This window comes from Microbulbifer thermotolerans (assembly GCF_001617625.1).
Taxonomy (GTDB): Bacteria; Pseudomonadota; Gammaproteobacteria; order Pseudomonadales; family Cellvibrionaceae; genus Microbulbifer; species Microbulbifer thermotolerans.
Genome location: NZ_CP014864.1, coordinates 281810 through 299788 on the forward strand (window position 1 = coordinate 281810; position 17979 = coordinate 299788).

A 17979-nucleotide genomic window follows, 5' to 3' on the forward strand; every position below is an offset into this window, starting at 1 on the left:
TCCGGCTCCCTGGCCGCCGTCGTCTTTTTTGTAGGGCGTTCCTACGGGCTAGTGCACCTCAATCGTGGATTGTGTTGATCCAGATTTTCAGCAGCGGATGCCAATATCCCCGCAAGGTGTAGTAGAGGCCGGTTTCGCTATCGCCAATCCTGCCGCGGCCGCGCCATGGCCCGGGGCTGGTGTTATGTTCGGTGTGCTCCCCTTTCACCCAAAGTCTTTTGCCTTCGTGATCGAACAGGGCCAATGGTTGTCCCTCGGGGCTGGTTAGGTAGTGCTCTATGGCGTCCTCCCGCCAACGGCAGAGGAGGGTCTGGTCCAACGGGTGGTGAATATAGTGGATCGCTGGTTCTGCCCGGTTATTCAGTACATGGATTTCACTCCAAAGCCCCATGCTGTACCAGCGGGTATCGACACGGCGTTGACGGGTGGATTTGCGATGGGTACTGAGTTTACTGAGGCGCCGTCCGAAGGGGTCATACCGAAACCAGGTTTTGAAATCGCCGCACTCGGCACTGGCGAGCAGACCCCAGCCATCGTACTGGTACAAGTACTCGCGCTGATTATCGGCGCGGAGCTCGCGGATAACGCTTCCGCGTTTGTCGCGGAGAATCGCTGTTTCTTTGGTTTCCGGCACAGCTTGTTCCGGGGCCGACAGGTGAAGGGGCTCTTCCGTGGGGAATTGCCAGCTAAGACCCGGCCCTGCCGACAGTTCCGTCATTTGCCCATACTCGTAACTGCGGCGGCTGCGCAATTCTCCCTGCACCCAAGCGATAGCTGACGCTTCCGTTTCACAGCGCAGAATTACTTCGCCGTTGGCGTCCACACCGTAAAGGTCACTGCTCGGCGCCAGAGTGTAGGTCAGTGCCAGGCAATCGGAACTGGTACTCTTCAGCCAGCCGCGTGTGTCGTAATCGTGTCTGAGGGTCAGGCTGTCCGCGTCCTTGCTGTCGTGGTGCTCGGCAATTAGCCGGTCTCGATGGTCGTATTGGAATCGCACGAAGGCGTGGGTGTTGTCCGCCTGTATTATCCTGCCGTGTCGGTCGCTGCGAAAATCGCAGTGCTGTCCGCTGTTATTGCGAATCTGCGCCAGTGTGCCGTCGTCGGCGTAGCGGAAATACCAGCGCAAGTCGCTGTCGCGGTATTCGCGCAGTCTGCCATCGGGGTAGTAGTGCCACTGGCGGAGGCGGCCGTTCGCATCTTCTCTGGCAGTGACGCGTCCGAAGCCGTCGTAGTTCCAAATCGTGTTACCCGCTGGGGTTTCCAGCTGGTGTAATTGTCCGTGGGTGTCGTAGTGTAATTGCCAAATTTGCCCGCCGGGGAATTGGATTTTTCGGCACCGGCCGGCGGCGTCGGACTGCCAGCACAGGATTTGATCCCTATTGTCCCGAAGGGCGTTGGGCTGGCCGTCTTCGGTGTATTCCAGCTGGAAACTTCGGTCGCCGATCGTCGCTTCGAGCAGTTGTCCGGCTTGCCCATAGCGCCAGCTGCGCAGGGTATTTCCATCCTCGATGAGCGCGGTCAGTCGGTGCCAGTGATCGTATTCAAATCCCCAGTTGCGGTCACTGCGCTGAACCGTCTGCAGTTGCGCCTGGCTGTCCCAGTTGAAGTGCACCGAGCCACCTTCCGGGTCTTTGAGCTGTATCAGTTGCCCCCGATCACTGTATTGGCATTGCCAGACATGGTTTTCAGGGTCGGTGATTTTGTCTGGACAACCGCGCTCATTGTACTGGAAGCGCCACAGTTGCTCGTCACGGCGAAGGATGGCGGTAAGAAAACCCCGCTGGTCATACAGATAGCGGTCGCTGACTTGATTGCGGGTGCGGCGCGTCAACCGTCCAAGTTCATCGTAACGGTAAATGCACCGCTGGTCGTCCGGTGTTATTTCCTCGCAGAGATTGCCGTAGTGATCGTAAAGCCAGCGCCGGTGCATGTTGTGCTGCCGCTCGTCGACCAAATATCCGGTGTGGTTGAATTTCCATTCGATCGGGTGGCGTCCGCTGGTGCGCAGGGTGCAGCGCCGTTCAGATTGGCGCCAGCTGAGCGTGTGCAGTCGCTCATTGTGCTGAAGTTCACAGCAACGCCCCTGGTTGTCGTATTTAAACAGCAGCTTTCCCCATCGATTGCATTCTATTGCAGCAAGCTGCTGTTCCCGGTAGGTGTAGTGCTCCCGCCCTCGCTCTGTGGCGGCTTTCGTGAGTAGCTGAGAGTCATATTCGTAGTGACACAGCTCGCACTGACTGTCGGGCGCCTGAGTATTTATCAGTTTTTCAATGTGCCCTTCGCGGCTGTGGATTTCCACTACCCGCCCCCAGGAGCTGACGATCTTGGATGGCAGCCCGTTGCGGTAATCGATGGAGAGGGCGTTGCCGAACTGATCGCGAATTTCCACCAGTGGCAGTGCGCTGTTGACTCCGTCTGCGCGGAAGATACGCTGGGGCTGATCGAAGCCGATGATGCGGTAACTGTGCAGGCTTTGGCGGTGCAGCAGCAAGCGCTCGTAGCGATTGTAGCAACTGTGTCCTATCGCTGGGACTTTAAAATAAATCCGCCGTCCTTCGGCGGTGTGGAGCTCCGCCCCGTCCTCTCGTATATGGAGCTGCTCACTCAAGCTGTGCCGCCAGCCGGAGCCGAGCCCCGAGTCTCCGCTATTACTCTGTCGGTAGAATCGTCGCCAATGAAATTCAAACGGACCGGGAATGGTTGCATCGATACGCTCAAATGCCACTTCGCCGTTGGAAGCAATGACGTGATTACAGACACCTTGACTCAACTCCAGCGGTGGCAGTTGTTGGCCGTCGGCGTTGACGCCCGGGTTGCTGATCAGTTGAACCGGTCCACTGTCAAATATTGGTAAGAGGGCGGGGAGATTTGCCTTCGATAAGCTGTAGCTGTTCGGGATTATCTGCGGCACCTGTGGCCACAGAGAACCGAGAGGTGCGTCGGCAACTCTGCTTTGGAATCCGTTACTGAGACTGTCGAGCAGGCGGCAGGCAGCGATCGGATCGCCAGGTGCAAGGTCGATAGATAGGGGGCTGAGTGTTTTCAGCAGTCGAGGAATAAAAAAAGCTGGCTCTTCTGCTGCGTCCATGGCTGATTTCATCAGTGAAATCTCCCAGCTAACGCTGCTCCTTGCGTACAGTGACGTCATCCTTTTGGGGGCGCACTGTGATACTGTTCACATTTTCCGTGACGACTACTTCGGGCTGAATGGAAAATTCCAGGATGCCGGCACTGATATTGTCGCGGCCGCCCATTCGATTGGCATCGTCGATGAATTTGTACACGCATTCCAGCGCAGGCCGGTGTGTCGCGAGAATCCGTTCTATCGCGTGGTCGTCTAGATATTCGGTGACCCCGTCGCTACACAGCATCAACAGCGCATTCTCGGTTAACTTCCAGCTGCTGATATTGGGGGCTGCTCGGCTGGAAACTCCAAGCGCCCTGGTGATGTGATTGCGGATATTGGACTCCTGGGCCTGCTCGGGAGTGAGCTGGCCGCTGTCGATCATTTCCTGAACCAAACTGTGGTCCCGGGTGAGGCGCTGCAGTCCGTAATGGTTCCAGAGATATGCGCGGGAATCGCCCAGGTGTGCGACGACCAGAAAACTCTGCCAGACAACGGCGACCACCAGGGTTGTTCCCATTTGTGCAAATTGGGGGTGGGTGCTCTTGGCCAGCAATATTTGCTCGTTGGCCGCATCAATGGCTTCTATCAGCGCCGCGCGCAGCATCAGCTGCTGTTGTTCCGGGCTGCATGAGAGAAAGGTGTGCTCCAACAGGTTGTCGAGGCGGCTTTGCAGTGTTTCGGTTGCGATTCTGCTGGCCGTGGCCCCCCCGCTGTATCCCCCCATGCCATCGGCAATAATTACATAGGCAAAGGGATGTTCGGGATCTGCGTGCCAGTGAATACTGTCTTCATTCTCTTCTCGTACCTGTCCAATGTCCGTGCGTCCGTTGACCGCAATCCTTATGGACTCCATGCCTGTAAAGACTCCTTTCGATGGCAACATATTGCCGATAGTAAAATTTTTTTCATTATTTATTTTGTTAACGTCATTCCATAATTTTAACTTGATGGGGCCAAGTGTTTGAAATTTTTTTCTTTGTTTTGCGATAATGCACAAACTGTGAACTATGGAAAGGCTAGGAACCGTAGTATATGGCAGGGAGCGGCAGACTGGATCTTATTGCCGGGCAGTGGAATGTATTCGTGGTACATGAAGATGCCGGGCGCCACCAGGATTCGCTCGATAATGATGAACAGCTTCTAGGTAGTACGCCTGTGCAACAAAGGAATTGTTGGCAAAATGCCCCGTCTTCCCAGACTCAACCTGATTGATATACCCCAGCACATCGTTCAGGTGGGCCACAACAACCTGCCGTGCTTTTTTGATGATGAGGATTATCAGTTTTATTTGATCTGCCTGAAAAATGCGGCGGATCAGTACCGTGTCGATGTGCACGCTTATGTTCTGCTGCCGAATATGGTGCAGATCATCGCTATGCCCAGGGTGCCGGATGGTGTGCCTTCAATGATGCAATCCCTGGGACGTCGTTATGTGCAGTATGTAAATCATCGCTATAAGCGGTCGGGAACCTTGTGGCGAGGGCGTTACAAGTCCAGTCTGATAGATTCTGATGCGTACCTTCTCACTTGTTATCGCTATGTGGAATTGCGCCCGCTGTATCTAGGCCTGGCGGACTCACTGAGTGACTATCGATGGTCCAGTTTCCACCACCATGTCAACACCGAAGAAAACGAGGTGATCACGGATCATCGCCTTTACATGGCCCTGGGTGAAACGCCAAGGGCAAGGGCGCAAGAATACAGGAAGCTGTTCCGCTATAGTTTCGACCGCCACCTGCTCGAGTATATTGCCGAAACTATCAAGCTGGGTCATGTACTGGGCGGTGATGCCTTCAAAGACAAAATAGAGCAGATCGCCAACCAGCGGGTGAGGCCGTTGAAGCGCGGCAGACCGAGAAAGTCAAAAAAAGTCGATCATTTGCCGGGTGAGACTTCATCAAAAAAAGTAGAAAATGCCTCTGGAAAAACGCAGCAGGTTAATAATAACAGCGCCAATCTGGCGACAATGGAAAGCTGATTGTGAATAGAGCCACGATAAATTCCGGTGAAGTTGTATTCGGTGACGGGCAGGCTGAAGGTATTCGGCACAGCTGTGATGAAGTACTCAAGGTGGTGATACTGGGTGACTTCAGCGGGCGAGCCAGCCGCCGCCAGTGCGACCCGGAAACCCTTGCCCAGCGCGAGGCGTACCGCTTGGATAAAGATAGCTTTGAGACGTTGTTTGAACGGCTCAGTGTACGCCTGCAACTGCCGACAATGGAACAGCCTTTGTCGCTGTTGGAATTTGACGATCTGCATCCCGATTATCTTTACAGCCGCTTGCCGTTGTTTCGGCGTTTTATTGACCTTGAAAGGCGTTTGCTGAATCCCCGCGAGTTCGAGAGTGCCGCCGCCGAACTACGCCAGTGGCAGCCGCAGCTGCAAGTGTCCGAGCCGCAGGAGGAAGCGCAATCTTTCTGGGACGCGCTGCTGTCGGGGGCGCAAAACCGGAACTCAGAAGGGGACGGCAGTGCTCTTCCGGTCGACCGCTTGATCAAGGAAATTGTTGCTCCTTATGTTCAGGCAAAGCCGGACCAGCGCCAGGAAAGTTACTTGCAGGCTCTGAGAGAGGCTGTATCTGGAGCAATGCGCAACATCATGCATCACAGCGACTTCCGCCAACTGGAGGCCAGCTGGCGGAGTCTGCATTTGCTCTTGCGGCGTATCGACGGGCATCCGGGCCTGAGTCTGCATCTGATCGATGTCAGCAAGGAAGAACTCTTGGCGGACTTTGCCAAGGCGGAAAATGATCTGGAAAAGTCCCAGATTTTTAAGTGTCTGGTAGAACGCGAGACGGCTGCGGGAAGCCGCCCCTACAACCTGATTGTCGGAGACTTTTATATTGCCGACGATGAGCGCGATCTGCACATGCTGATTGATCTTTCCACCATCGCCGAAGCCGCAGGCAGCGCGCTATTGTTGGGTGGCGACATCCGTCTCGCCGGCTGTCCAGGGCTCGCGGGAGCGTCTGACCCAGACGACTGGCAGTATCCACTTTCGCAGGTTTTTTTGCAGAACTGGCAAGCGATACGGGAATACTCTGCCAGCGCGCACGTGGCGCTGGCCGGACCCAGATTTATGCTGAGGCTTCCCTACGGTGCGGATTCCGCGACGACTGAGTGCTTCGATTTCGAAGAACTGACGGCCGATCACGGCCATAACTATTACCTGTGGGGGAACAGCGTCTATCTTCTGGCGCTCGCTATCTGCCAGCAGTTTTCGCAAAGCGGAAAGCTGGTCTCGCCTCGCCCGGCAACTTTTGACAACTTGCCGTTACATGTGCGGCGACTGCCACAGGGGCGGTGGTTGACCCCCTGCGCTGAAGCTTTGCTGAGCGATAGGGCAGCGGCGCGCTTTCAAGCCACCGGGATAAGCACGCTGCGCTCGGTTCAGGATCGAGATCAGATTCTTCTGCCGAAAGTGCAGTCGCTCGCCGGGGGTGAACTTCGGGGGCCCTGGTCCCGATAAGGGGGATGCCTTGTGGGCGTAAATACTATGCCGGTTCGGCAGTTTTTTTCTATTAATTGCAAAGTGCGGGTCGGAGCGAAATGGACTTGATTCTTTCGGTGTTGGCGGACCCTAGCGGGGCCAACATGCTCAAGCACACCAAACTTTTTACTCCCGCGGGTGGAAGTCTCGGCCGCGCGGACAGCAACGATTGGGTATTGCCGGATCCCGAGCGGGTGGTTTCCTCGCGGCACGCACTGATCACCTTCAGTGACAATCAATATTACCTGGTGGACGAGAGCACCAATGGAACTTACCTCAATCAAGCGGAAAACCCGGTTGGCAAAGGTAACCGTGTCCCGTTGAATGATGGTGACATACTGGGAATCGGTGACTATCAGTTAAAGGTCACCCTGCGCAAGCCAAAAGCCGACAGCGGTTTGCCGAAGGGGCTTGGGGAAGCGGATTTTCTCGACAGTGCTGACCGTACCACTTTCAGTCCCGCAGCTGCAGCCAAGATGCAGAAGCAGGCCGAAGCGCAGCAGCTGGACAGCTGGCTGGAGCCGGGTGCGAGCAGCGCCCAGTCTGGAGAGTGGGGATATGTAAGTAGTGCTTCTCCGCTGTCCAATGAGGGGCTGGCGGATCCGGGTTCGGAAGTGGTGGATCCCCTGGCTGCGTTGAGCCCGGCTTCCGGAGCGGCAGGCGGGGAGTCACTGAGCGGCTTTGGAGGTTCTGGCAACTGGGAAGATGACGACTGGTGGAAGGACGGCAGTGAGCAGGATCACGCGCCGGCAGATCGTCACGCAATGCACTTCACTACACAGCAGACACCGGCACCGGAAGCGCCTCCGGCACAGTTCGCTCAGTCTACGTCCCCCGGGGCGGACTTTGCTCAACCGGTGCAACCATCGGCGCAACGCGTTCAACCGCCACCAGCGCCACCTTCACCGCCGCAGCAACCTGTAGCCGAAGCAGATAATCCATTTGCTGAATCCTTTGCGGTCATGCAGGGGCAACAGGTCGATGGAGCACCGGGTTTTGATAATAGCCCGTTGGGCGGCTTTTCGGCTGCGTCACAGCCCTTTTCCCAGCTGCAGCAGCCTCCGGCCGCGGAACCACTGGTGCAGCAAGTGGCTGCGCAGAATACCGCCCAGATACCACAGGCGCCTGCGCAACAAGTGCCTCCCCAAGCACCGGCTCAGCAGGTGCCGCCTCAAGCCCCCTCTCAGCAGGTATCCGTCCAACAAGAGATTGGGCATACAGGCGGGTATTCTGGTGCCGGCACTTTGGCCCAAACACTTGGGCTGAATTTACGCCCCGAACAACAGCCGCAAGTGGAGCAGCAGGCGGCGGAGATAGTGCAGGAAACTGTCACCCGCTTGATCGATCTGCTGCGGGCGAGGAGCAGCATCAAAAATGAATTGCGGGTACAGCGCACTGTCATTCAGACAGAAGCGAACAACCCATTGAAGTTCAGTGCCACTGCGACAGACGCTTTATCGGCCATGTTCGCGGGCAACGGCGCATTCATGGACCCGCGTACAGCGGTGGCCGACAGCTTCGATGATCTCTCTGATCACCAGGTAGCAGTGCTGGCGGGAATGCGCGCGGGCTACGAGGCGATGTTGAAATTTTTCAACCCTGAAAATATCGAGCGCCGCCTCAACAGCTCGGGCAGCGTATTTGCGAGCAAGAATGCGAAAAATTGGGAAGGTTTTGTGCAGATGTACAGGGAGCTGGCCGGAGATCCGGAAAGTTGTTACCGGCGCCTGTTTGGGGATGAGTTTGCCAGTACCTATGAACATCAGTTGTCTGAGCTAAAAAACGCCAGAAATCTTAAGCGTTAACTGAGAATCACCGTACATAAAAGGAGTTCTCCGTGTCCATTTCATCACTTCCGCGGCTTTTAGTGGTCTGCCTTCTGGTACTGACTGTTGCGGCTTGTCAGGCGACCCGCCGTACTCTGAATTTTGATACCAGTCTGGAACTGACTGTCCGGGCTGACAGGGATGTTAATCCGGATAACGACGGCCGCGCATCACCTGTCGTGGTGCGCGTATTTATGCTCGCTGACGATCGGCAGTTCGCGCGCGAGGATTTTCTGAATCTCTATGAGAATGCGGAATCGAGGCTGGGCCGGGATTTGATTGGAACTGTGGTGCTCAAGGAGTTCGCTCCCGGCGAAGAGAGAGTCGAGAAGCTCGAATTGACCCCAGATGTCAGGTACATCGGCCTGCTTGCTGAATTTGTGCAGTATCAGCGGGCGGACGCTCTGATGCTGCTACCGATAACCGATCACAGCAACAATGAATATCAGGTGGCTTTGGCGGATACCCGTATCGATTTTCCAGAGGCGATTGCCAAGGGGCGTCGCACAAAAACGTCCACACTCTCGAGAAGAGAAGCTTCCAGGAAGCGGGGTGACACGGTAACTATTTCCAGTGAGGAGTATGAGCGCATGCAGCAGCGGCTCCAACAGATGGAAAAGGTAGAAAAATCCACCAACGTCATCGATAAATAATCCAAACAGCTGACTTCAGCAGGGAATTCACATGTCGGCAAATAACAAGGTGATCTGGAGTGAGGGCATGTTTTTGCGCCCTCAACACTTTCAGCAGCAAGACCGCTATCTGGAAAATTTGCTGGAAGCGCGCACCGAGTCTCTCGGTCCCTATACCTGGGGTATTATCGAGCTGGCCATTGATAGCGAGCCGCTGTCCCTGGGCAAAATTTCTCTATCCAGGGTGAAAGCTATTTTTCCCGATGGCACACCGATGCTCGCTCCGGAAAATGAACTTTTGCCGGATGTGCTGGATGTTCCAGTGAACACGCGGGACGAAATCGTTTTCCTGTGCATTCCCTTGAAAAGACCGGGCAGCCAGGAATCTGTGCGGGATCAGGAGGACTTCCCCCAGGCCCGTTATCAGGCCAGCAACTTTGATGCGCGCAACAGCGCTTCATCCTCTGGAGAGTCCGCGCGTATTCAGGTCGGCAAACTGCGCGTTTGTCTGAAACTCGAAAGTGATGACAGAAGCGGCTACGCATCTATCGGCATAGCCCGCATTCGAGAGCGGCAGCCGGAAAAGCCGGTCGAACTGGACTCCGACTATATACCGCCGTTGCTGAATGCCGAGGCGTCAGCGGTGATTAAAGCCTATATTGAGGAAATTAAAGGCCTGCTGGATCACCGCGGGTCTGCGTTGGGGCACCGTCTGAGTGACAGCGGTAGAAGCGGCTCGGCGGAAATCGCCGATTATCTGCTACTGCAGGTGATCAACCGATTTGAGCCATTATTGCGGCAATTGACCGCACAGCCCAGGCTTCATCCCCACAGCCTGTTTCTGGAGCTTCTGCAGCTGGCCGGAGAACTTGCCACTTTCACATCACCTAACAAGCGGCCACCGGAGATTCCGGCCTATATCCACGAAAACCTGCAGCAGAGTTATGCGGGCCTTTTTTCCGCGCTGCGCCAATCGTTGTCCACCGTGCTAGAGCAGACCGCAATTGCCCTGGAGTTGGTGCAGAGGAAATTCGGTATCTACGTGGCTCCAGTCACCGATCCGTCGCTGCTTTCCACGGCGAGTTTTGTAATGGCCGCAAAAGCCGATATGCCCGGCGACTTGTTGCGCAGCCGCTTCCCCGGACAGGCAAAGGTTGCGCCTGTAGAGGCCATACGCGAACTTATTTCAGCACAACTGCCCGGCCTGTCGCTGCGCCCGTTGCCGGTGGCACCGCGACAGATACCCTACCACGCCGGCTTTGCTTATTTTGAGCTGGAACGTACCGGTGATCTGTGGCGGGCAATGCAGAAATCTGGTGGCTTTGCGGTGCATCTGGGTGCGGAGTTCCCCGGTTTGGTCATGGAGCTCTGGGCAATAAGGAATAACTAAAGATGAGCAACGATCCCTTTACACCACCGCGCGGGCCCAGTGCGGGCGATCGCACAGTCATAGTGCCGACGCCGGGAGGGGGCGCCAGCGCTGCGCCACAAGCCCGCAGTCAGGCAATCTCGGACGGCGAACCACTGCAAGATATCCGGGTGCGCAACAGTTTAAACCCGCTTGTAGCCGCCGCATCAAAACTACTCGGTGCGGTCATCAAGCTGCGCGCAACGGCAAATCACGACAATGTACCGGATCTGCACAAGCGTCTGACCCGGGAAATTCAGAATTTTGAACGTGAAGCCAGGCAATTGTCCCTCTCCCCGGAGACGGTCCTGACTGCGCGCTATCTGATCTGCACTGTCGTGGATGAAGTGGTGTTGAGTACGCCATGGGGCAGTGCCAGTGGCTGGAGCCAGCACTCCCTGCTAAGCCTCTTTCACAAAGAGACCTTCGGCGGTGAGAAGTGTTTTGCGATATTGCAGCGGATGCTTGAAGTTCCGGGCAATCATCTGGAGTTGCTGGAGCTTTTCTACCTTTGCCTGAGCCTGGGTTTTCAGGGTAAGTACCGCTTGGTTCAGCGCGGCCACGAGCAGCTGGAACAGATCCGGGACACGCTCTATCAAACGATAGAGCGACACCGGCCGCCGATGGAACGGGATCTGTCCCCGCATTGGCGCGGCTGTGTCGAGCGCAAGACACGATTGATTCATTACATTCCCCTGTGGGTGATCGCCAGCGTGGCGTTTGGAATGATGTTGCTCACCTACAGTGGTTACCGCTGGTGGCTCTATGAGAGCGCCACACCAGTGGCGGAACGCATCGCCGCCGCGGCTGCGGAAAACAACGAAAACACAACGGAAACCCGGTAAGCCCCGGACTGTGATTGCCCTGCACTTTGGTGTGGGAGATGGAGCTTTGCATGAAACGCCTGCGCGATTTTTTTGCCAATAAATGGGTGTTGGGATTGATCGGCCTTGTGGCTTTATCACTCCTGATCTGGTTTGGTGCCGACTACATCAAATTTGGCAGTGATAACACCACCCTGAGCCGCGGTGTCCGTCTGACGATCATTCTGTTTATCGCCGCAATCTGGCTAGTGTGGAATCTGAGCCAGTGGCTGGTGGAACGGCGTCAGAATCAGGCGCTGATCAAGGAGATCGAAGAGTCCCAGGAAGAGGAGGTGGACCCGGATGAGGAGCGCAGCCGCGAGGAATTAAATGCTCTTTCCACTCGCTTCCGCGAGGCCATGGAAGTGCTGCGCAAGGCCAGGTTCAAGTCAGACAGAGGCAGTGTCTCCCTTTACCAGTTGCCCTGGTACATCATCATCGGTCCTCCCGGCTCCGGCAAGACGACGGCGCTGGTCAACTCTGGTCTTGAATTTCCGCTGGCCAAGAGCCATGGTCGGGAAGCGCTTGGCGGCGTTGGCGGCACCCGGAATTGCGATTGGTGGTTTACCAACGACGCGGTTCTGATCGACACCGCCGGTCGATACACCACACAAGACAGCCACCGCGTCTACGATAACAACGCATGGCGGGCGTTTCTTGGCCTGTTAAAACGCTACCGCCGGCGCCGGCCGATCAACGGTGCCCTGGTTGCTGTCAGCCTTCAGGACCTGATGGTGCAAACAGCGGAACAGCGAGTGCACCAGGCAAAAACCATCCGCCAGCGTATCAGCGAGCTGCAAGAGCAGCTCGGTGTTCGCTTCCCGATCTATCTGACCTTTACCAAATGCGATCTGGTGGCGGGTTTTAGTGAATTCTTTGACAACTTGTCCCAAGCGGAGCGGGAGCAGGTTTGGGGCATTAGCTTCCCTGCCGAGAGCGGCCCGGTACTGGGTGCGCCGCTGGATACCTTCTCCGCGGAGTTCCGGGGGTTGATAGAACGCCTCAATCAGCGCGTGCTGTGGAGAGTGCACCAGGAGCGGCATATTGAAAAGCGCGCGATGCTGCAAGGGTTCCCGGCGCGGATGGAGAGCCTCACTGAAATCCTCGACGACTTCGTCAAACAGACTTTCAGTCCGAACCGCTATGAAACCGTACCGATGGTCAGGGGCGTGTACTTCACCAGTGGCACCCAGGAAGGCAGCCCCATCGACCGTATGATGGCGTCGGTGAGTGCCGATTTTGGACTCGAGCGAGATGTCGCGCATAAATTTCAGGGCGCTGGCAAGAGCTACTTCCTGCACCGCCTTTTGAAGGACGTGATCTTTCCAGAAGCGGAACTGGTAGGGGTCAACCGCAGAATAGAAGCTGCCACACAATGGCTGCGTCGGGGCGTTTATGTCGCCCTGGCAGGTATTTTTGTCGGAGCGCTGTTCCTCTGGAGTGGCAGCTTGGCCCAAAACAAGATTTATATGGGAGAGGTACGGGATCTTGTTGCGGAATACGAACATGAAAAACAAGAACTGAGCCAGGCGCGCTTGACTCCGGTTACCAGCCTTCGGCTGTTGGAACCGCTGCGCAGTGCAGCTGGCGTCTACCAGCGCGAGGATCACCCCTGGCTGGCCAATATGGGCCTCTACGATGACAGAGTCGACAGGGCGGCAGATCAACTGTACCGCAATCAGCTACAAAACCTCTTTTTGCCTGCATTGATCCGCGATATTGAGAGTGATCTCAACCGCATGGGCAGCGATGACCCTGCGCTAGCGGATACCTTGAAAACCTACTTGATGTTTTTTAACGCCGACAAGCGTGACCCTCAAGTATTGCAAGACTACTACCGGGCCCGCTGGGAGCGGCAACTGTCCGGTGAGGCGCAGAAGCAGGAACAACTGGCCACTCACCTGGAACAGTTGTTTGAGCAGCCCCTGTCGGAAAATCTGCAAGCCAACGAGCGGGTGGTTGCGCGGGCGCGTCAGCAGCTGCGCCGTATACCTGTTCCGCAGCGTCTATATGCCCAATTGCGCAACAGCGAGCTGGGCTTGACGCCGGTAGACCTTTACGGAGATATCGGTGGTGACACGGAGCAGCTGTTTGGTGTGTCGGCCACAGACTCCCGGTTCAGTATGCCTTACCTGTACACCAAGGCGGGATATAAAGAGCTGAATTTCGGCGCGGATTCACCATTGATGAGCCGGCTGGCGGATGAGCGCTGGATTTACGGTGGCGACATCAGCGGTGAAGATTTTAGCGAGGCGGATAGAGAAAGGCTTGGTGAAGAAGTCAAGCGGATATACCTCGGGGAATACCAACAGCGTTGGCAGCAATTTATCGGCGGCTTCTCCATCCAGCGTTTTCGCACGACCACTCAGGCACTGGATGCGCTGTCGAAGTTTTCCGACCCCGTTTACTCACCGCTACTGGCCATTGCTGAAATTACGGCCGATAACACACGGCTGACAATACGCCCGGAACTACCCACGGACGCTTCTGGTGTCGCACTGCCGGTATCGAGCCGGGAGCGCAAGCTCGGAGCAGCGGCGGTCGGCGGTGTGGCAGGTGCTCTTCAGGATAAATTCAAACCTACGATCGTGGATCTGCGTTTCGAGGAGCTCCAGCGCATCACCCAGAGTGAAAAAGGGCGTCCAGCTAGGGTTCAGGAATACCTTTCCGCAATCGCAAAAATTCAAGAATATCTGATTGAGATCGACAGCGCTCCAGACCCCAATGAGGCTGCTTTTACCAGCGCCAAGGCTCGTTTTGCCGGTGGCGGAGGGGATGCCATAAAACAACTGCGGATCAAAGCGTCTAACGCCCCGGCGCCGTTTGACCGGTGGCTGGACGAAATCGCAGATAGCACCTGGGCGTTGGTAATGGCCAAGGCCAAACTGCATGCCGACCGCATATGGAGGGAGCAGGTATACAGCAGTTACAGCCGCAGCCTTGCCAATCGATACCCGTTGCGGAATAACCGGGATCAGGAAGTGCCTATCCTTGAATTCAACCGCTACTTTAAGCCGGGTGGTATAGAGCAAAAATTTGTCTCCGAGTATCTAAAACCATTTTTGGATACCCGTAGCTGGAAGCTAAAAAGTCTGGAAGGACAGAGCCTGGGGTTGTCGGCGGAAACCTTGTCGCAACTGCGCCGGGCTGATCGGATTCGCAAGACCTTTTTCAGTAACGGGGGACAGGCGTCCTACACCTTCCGGATCGAGCCGACAAAACTCGATCCGGGCGTGCGCCTGTTTGCATTGGAAATGGGAGAGCAACGGGTGCCTTACTCCCACGGCCCAAGGACTAGTAAAAAACTGACTTGGCGCGGGGGAGAAAGCAATCGTGTGCGAATTATCTTTGAAGATTTGAACGAAACTGTACACCGCAAGCACTTTGAAGGGGACTGGGCTTGGTATCGTCTGCTTGCGGCTTCCGAACTGGAACTTGGTAGGAGCGGTACCGAGCATCTGGTGACATTTGAGGAAGAGGGACGCCGGGCGCAGTTCAAGCTGGCTGCCGCCGGTGTTGATAATCCGTTCGACCGCAGATTATTGAACGGCTACCGCTGTCCGGAAACCCTGTGACGGCAGAGGAAATTCGGCGCGGAGGTGAATGTGTCAACAGCGATGGGAATATTCGGTAAGCTTCCGGGGCATGGTGATTTTATCCAACGCCAGCTCCCGGCAAGCTTTGTGACGCCTTGGGACGAATGGCTGCAGCGCGCTGTACATGGATCCCGGGAACTGGTTGGGGAGTCCTGGCTGGATTACTTCCTCACCGCCCCGGTTTGGCGCTTTGCCCTGTCTCCCGGTGTATTGGATGAACGCGGCTGGGCCGGTGTATTGGTCCCCAGTGTGGATAGTGTCGGCCGCTACTTTCCCCTTACGTTAGCCGCTCCTGTATCGGGCAAAGCCAACCCTTTTGCACTACAGTTGTCCGCTGAGGGGTGGTACCGAGAGCTATCCAATCTCGCGATAGAAGCGTTGCAGAATGCGCTTTTGGCTGACCAGCTGATGGAGCGCTTCCCTCAGCTAGCGGAAAATATTCCCGCGACGGACATATCCCTGAACGCGGGTGGCGTTCTCAAGGCTGTAGGGGAAAACTCGGATATTGCTAGCTGTTATCCCGGGATACTCGATTATCTGTACCGGCAGCAATTTCCCGCTTTTGGACTTTGGTGGTGTGTGGGCTCACAGCAGCTCGCACCCAATGCATTACTTTGTCCCAGTCTTCCTGATCCGGGGCTTTACGCTTCCATGTTGGGCGCGCCGGAATTGCGCTGGTGACTGTATATTGCAGGGATGCCATCACAGGGGATATCTCTAAGAATACAGCTTCCATACCAGTTATTGGAGCAAAGGATCATTACTGAGTCCGGGCACCAACGGGTTCAATTAAGTGCAGGGAATGCAGGTTTGTTCTATGTCATTTGAAATTGTCTTTACCGGGGTGTTGCGCGAAGGTTTCAGCCGCCGTCAGGGAATCGATACTCTGTGTCACAGGTTTGGTCTGAATTTTGAGCAGGTAAAGCGTTTACTGTCGGGCTCGCGTCAGGTAATCAAACGGGTCGAGAAGAGACAGCAGGCAGACGAAGTGATGTACACCCTATGGCAGGGTGGTTGGAATACAGAGCTGTTGTTGGACAACTGTGTAATTTTTCGCAGCGAAGTCGCTCAGACGTGCCTGAAGAGGCAGTACAGTTCGGATCAAGCCGTTTCCATCGGCCTCCCCGACGTTTGGCAGTGTCGGGACGATCTCAATCCGAGAGCCGTATTACAAGCCGGTGACGGAGATCGGCATCAGTACGTAGTTATCCTGAAGCAAGCTCGGCAAGAACTGCCGCCGGCACTGACTTTGCCATCCTACGCGACGGCACAGTTACAGCAATGTTTGGCGCGAGTGGAAGAGGGACAGCTACTGTCAGGCCCAAGCCCTTCTGAAAGTGAAACTCTGCCGCTATACGTCTCAGAGATGTCTGCGAAACTCGATGGCACCTCGATTCATTACATTGTTGCACACTTCCAGTCACAGCATAATTTTTATGCAATTTTTCTTTGGTGCGAAGGTAATACCTTTGATGAACAAAGAAAACTCTTTAGTCAAATTATTTCGAGTTTTTGCCTTGAAAAAGAAATGTTGCAGGTAGCTGAGTCGACCGTTGAGGTAACTGAGCCCAGTTAGCAGCCATTTTTGTGAAATTTTTTTGATTAACAGTGTGGGCTATTTATTTTTTTCACAAAAACTTTGTGTAAAACGGCAAATTATCTTGATTCACCTGATGCACAATGTAATCTTCCAAAAAATTCATACTAAGGGATTAACGGAGTAGAGGGACCTTTCATGCCCTTCCCGAACACAATAGACATAGATGAACTGATTGCACCAATTTCAGACGAACAGCCAAGCGGCAGTGATATTAGAGAAGATCGCTCGCCGACGTCTGATTACTACACCATCAAGGATGCCCGCAACGGTGCCCGCGCGGCGGAGCGCTCGGCAATTTTTGACGACGGCGACACAGACCTTCTCGCTCCCTGGCGCGACGTAGCCAAGTCTGCGGAAAAGATTCTCAGTGGCCAAAGCAAAGATTTGGAAGTCGCCAGCTGGTACACGGAAGCTCTGATTCGACTGCACGGCTTTACCGGCTTGCGCGATGGTTTTGCCTTGATTGACCGCTTGGTAGAGGACTACTGGGAAAACCTCTATCCGGAGCCAGACGAAGATGGCCTGGAAACCAAAGTGGCGCCTTTGACTGGGTTAAATGGCGACGGCGGGGACGGAACGCTGTTGATGCCGATCCGCAGCGCGCCTATCACCCCCGAGGGCGATTTCGGGGCTTATTCGTTCTTCCAATACCAACAGGCCCGGGATGCCGATCGTATCGCCGATGATGAAGCCAAGGCTGCCCGTATTGAAACCCTGGGATACAGTCTGGCCGATATTGAACAGTGTGTGCAGGCAGCCAGCAATGACTGGGCGCAAAATTTGGTGGAGACGCTAGAGGCCGCCATCGCTCACTATAAGAGCATCAATGAAGCATTGCGGTCGCATTGCGGGCACGACGCGCCTCCTTCAACAAACATCAGTACATTGCTGGATGAAGTGCTGCGCACCACTCGCTTTATATACAAGGCCCAGCTGGAAGCGCTTGCTGCTGCCAGTGCGGAAAGCTCTGCGAGTGGACAAGATGAAGCTACTACCGGCCAGGAAAGTACAACTGCGGCACCAGTGGCTGCCGCGGTTACGGCAGGGGTCGCAGCAGGTCCAGTTGCTTCGCGCGAGGATGCTCTGCGGCTGCTGGAGGAAGCGGCCAGGTATTTTCGCACTTACGAACCCCACACACCTCTGGCTCCTGGCCTAGAACGGCTGATCAATTGGGGCCGCATGACAGTGTCGGAATTGATGGCCGAGCTTTTGCCGGATGAGCAATCGCGCGCTATTTATTCACAGCTCACCGGTGTCAAACTGGATGGCTCCGACACGCAGCGCTATGTGGCGCCGCCGCCAGTATCCTCAGCTCCCGCCGCCAGCCCGGAGCCGGCTCAAAGCGCTGAACCGGCGCCCGCGGATGACGGTTGGGGTGGGGAATCCAAAGCCGAAGCCAACGCCGGGTGGTAATTGCCAGACCATTTGCAGCCCCTAA

12 protein-coding genes are annotated in these 17979 nt (G+C 55.6%); 10 read left to right on the forward strand and 2 right to left on the reverse strand.

Annotated features, from left to right (window positions below):
* Positions 1-58: 58 nt before the first annotated feature.
* Both A3224_RS01200 and A3224_RS01205 read right to left on the reverse strand, forming a co-directional pair.
* Complete coding sequence (locus A3224_RS01200) at positions 59-3100, reverse strand: DUF6531 domain-containing protein (RefSeq protein ID WP_067150402.1); 3042 nt, start codon at positions 3098-3100, stop codon at positions 59-61.
* A gap of 16 nt (positions 3101-3116) precedes the next feature.
* Complete coding sequence (locus A3224_RS01205) at positions 3117-3980, reverse strand: Stp1/IreP family PP2C-type Ser/Thr phosphatase (protein WP_067150405.1); 864 nt, start codon at positions 3978-3980, stop codon at positions 3117-3119.
* A gap of 327 nt (positions 3981-4307) precedes the next feature.
* Between A3224_RS01205 and A3224_RS01210 the strand changes: the two genes are divergently transcribed.
* From A3224_RS01210 to tssA, 10 genes are all read left to right on the forward strand, one after another.
* On the forward strand, positions 4308-5105 hold the full coding sequence (locus A3224_RS01210) for a transposase (RefSeq protein ID WP_082817344.1): 798 nt from the start codon (positions 4308-4310) through the stop codon (positions 5103-5105).
* A 2-nt stretch (positions 5106-5107) separates the two neighbouring features.
* Positions 5108-6595: a type VI secretion system contractile sheath domain-containing protein gene (locus A3224_RS01215; RefSeq protein WP_067150408.1), complete on the forward strand. Its 1488-nt coding sequence runs from the start codon at positions 5108-5110 to the stop codon at positions 6593-6595.
* A gap of 80 nt (positions 6596-6675) precedes the next feature.
* Complete coding sequence (gene tagH / locus A3224_RS01220; RefSeq protein WP_067150412.1) at positions 6676-8421, forward strand: type VI secretion system-associated FHA domain protein TagH; 1746 nt, start codon at positions 6676-6678, stop codon at positions 8419-8421.
* A 32-nt stretch (positions 8422-8453) separates the two neighbouring features.
* Positions 8454-9095: a type VI secretion system lipoprotein TssJ gene (gene tssJ, locus A3224_RS01225; RefSeq protein WP_139223177.1), complete on the forward strand. Its 642-nt coding sequence runs from the start codon at positions 8454-8456 to the stop codon at positions 9093-9095.
* 31 nt (positions 9096-9126) lie between these two features.
* Entirely contained in the window at positions 9127-10464 is a 1338-nt protein-coding gene (gene tssK / locus A3224_RS01230) for a type VI secretion system baseplate subunit TssK (protein WP_067150414.1), read from the forward strand.
* Positions 10465-10466: 2 nt separating this feature from the next.
* Positions 10467-11327, forward strand: a complete 861-nt coding sequence (icmH, locus tag A3224_RS01235) for a type IVB secretion system protein IcmH/DotU (RefSeq protein WP_082817345.1) — start codon at positions 10467-10469, stop codon at positions 11325-11327.
* 50 nt (positions 11328-11377) lie between these two features.
* Positions 11378-14920: a type VI secretion system membrane subunit TssM gene (gene tssM, locus A3224_RS01240; protein WP_067150416.1), complete on the forward strand. Its 3543-nt coding sequence runs from the start codon at positions 11378-11380 to the stop codon at positions 14918-14920.
* Positions 14921-14950: 30 nt separating this feature from the next.
* Positions 14951-15622, forward strand: coding sequence for a type VI secretion system-associated protein TagF (gene tagF / locus A3224_RS01245; protein ID WP_139223178.1), 672 nt, complete (start codon positions 14951-14953; stop codon positions 15620-15622).
* Positions 15623-15758: 136 nt separating this feature from the next.
* Positions 15759-16517 (forward strand): hypothetical protein, encoded by a 759-nt coding sequence (locus A3224_RS01250; RefSeq protein ID WP_067150421.1) that lies wholly within the window; start codon positions 15759-15761, stop codon positions 16515-16517.
* Positions 16518-16676: 159 nt separating this feature from the next.
* The gene (gene tssA / locus A3224_RS01255) at positions 16677-17954 is read left to right on the forward strand and encodes a type VI secretion system protein TssA (RefSeq protein ID WP_067150424.1); all 1278 of its coding nucleotides are present in this window, start codon (positions 16677-16679) and stop codon (positions 17952-17954) included.
* The last annotated feature ends 25 nt before the right edge of the window (positions 17955-17979 follow it).

Bases quoted from the DNA above. Each gene is read 5' to 3' on its own strand.
- A3224_RS01210 (WP_082817344.1), top strand. From the start codon at position 4,308: ATGCCCCGTCTTCCCAGACTCAACCTGATTGATATACCCCAGCACATC.
- tssM (WP_067150416.1), top strand. From the start codon at position 11,378: ATGAAACGCCTGCGCGATTTTTTTGCCAATAAATGGGTGTTGGGATTG.
- A3224_RS01200 (WP_067150402.1), bottom strand. From the start codon at position 3,100: ATGAAATCAGCCATGGACGCAGCAGAAGAGCCAGCTTTTTTTATTCCT.
- A3224_RS01205 (WP_067150405.1), bottom strand. From the start codon at position 3,980: ATGGAGTCCATAAGGATTGCGGTCAACGGACGCACGGACATTGGACAG.
- tssK (WP_067150414.1), top strand. From the start codon at position 9,127: ATGTCGGCAAATAACAAGGTGATCTGGAGTGAGGGCATGTTTTTGCGC.
- tagH (WP_067150412.1), top strand. From the start codon at position 6,676: ATGGACTTGATTCTTTCGGTGTTGGCGGACCCTAGCGGGGCCAACATG.
- tssA (WP_067150424.1), top strand. From the start codon at position 16,677: ATGCCCTTCCCGAACACAATAGACATAGATGAACTGATTGCACCAATT.
- A3224_RS01250 (WP_067150421.1), top strand. From the start codon at position 15,759: ATGTCATTTGAAATTGTCTTTACCGGGGTGTTGCGCGAAGGTTTCAGC.
- icmH (WP_082817345.1), top strand. From the start codon at position 10,467: ATGAGCAACGATCCCTTTACACCACCGCGCGGGCCCAGTGCGGGCGAT.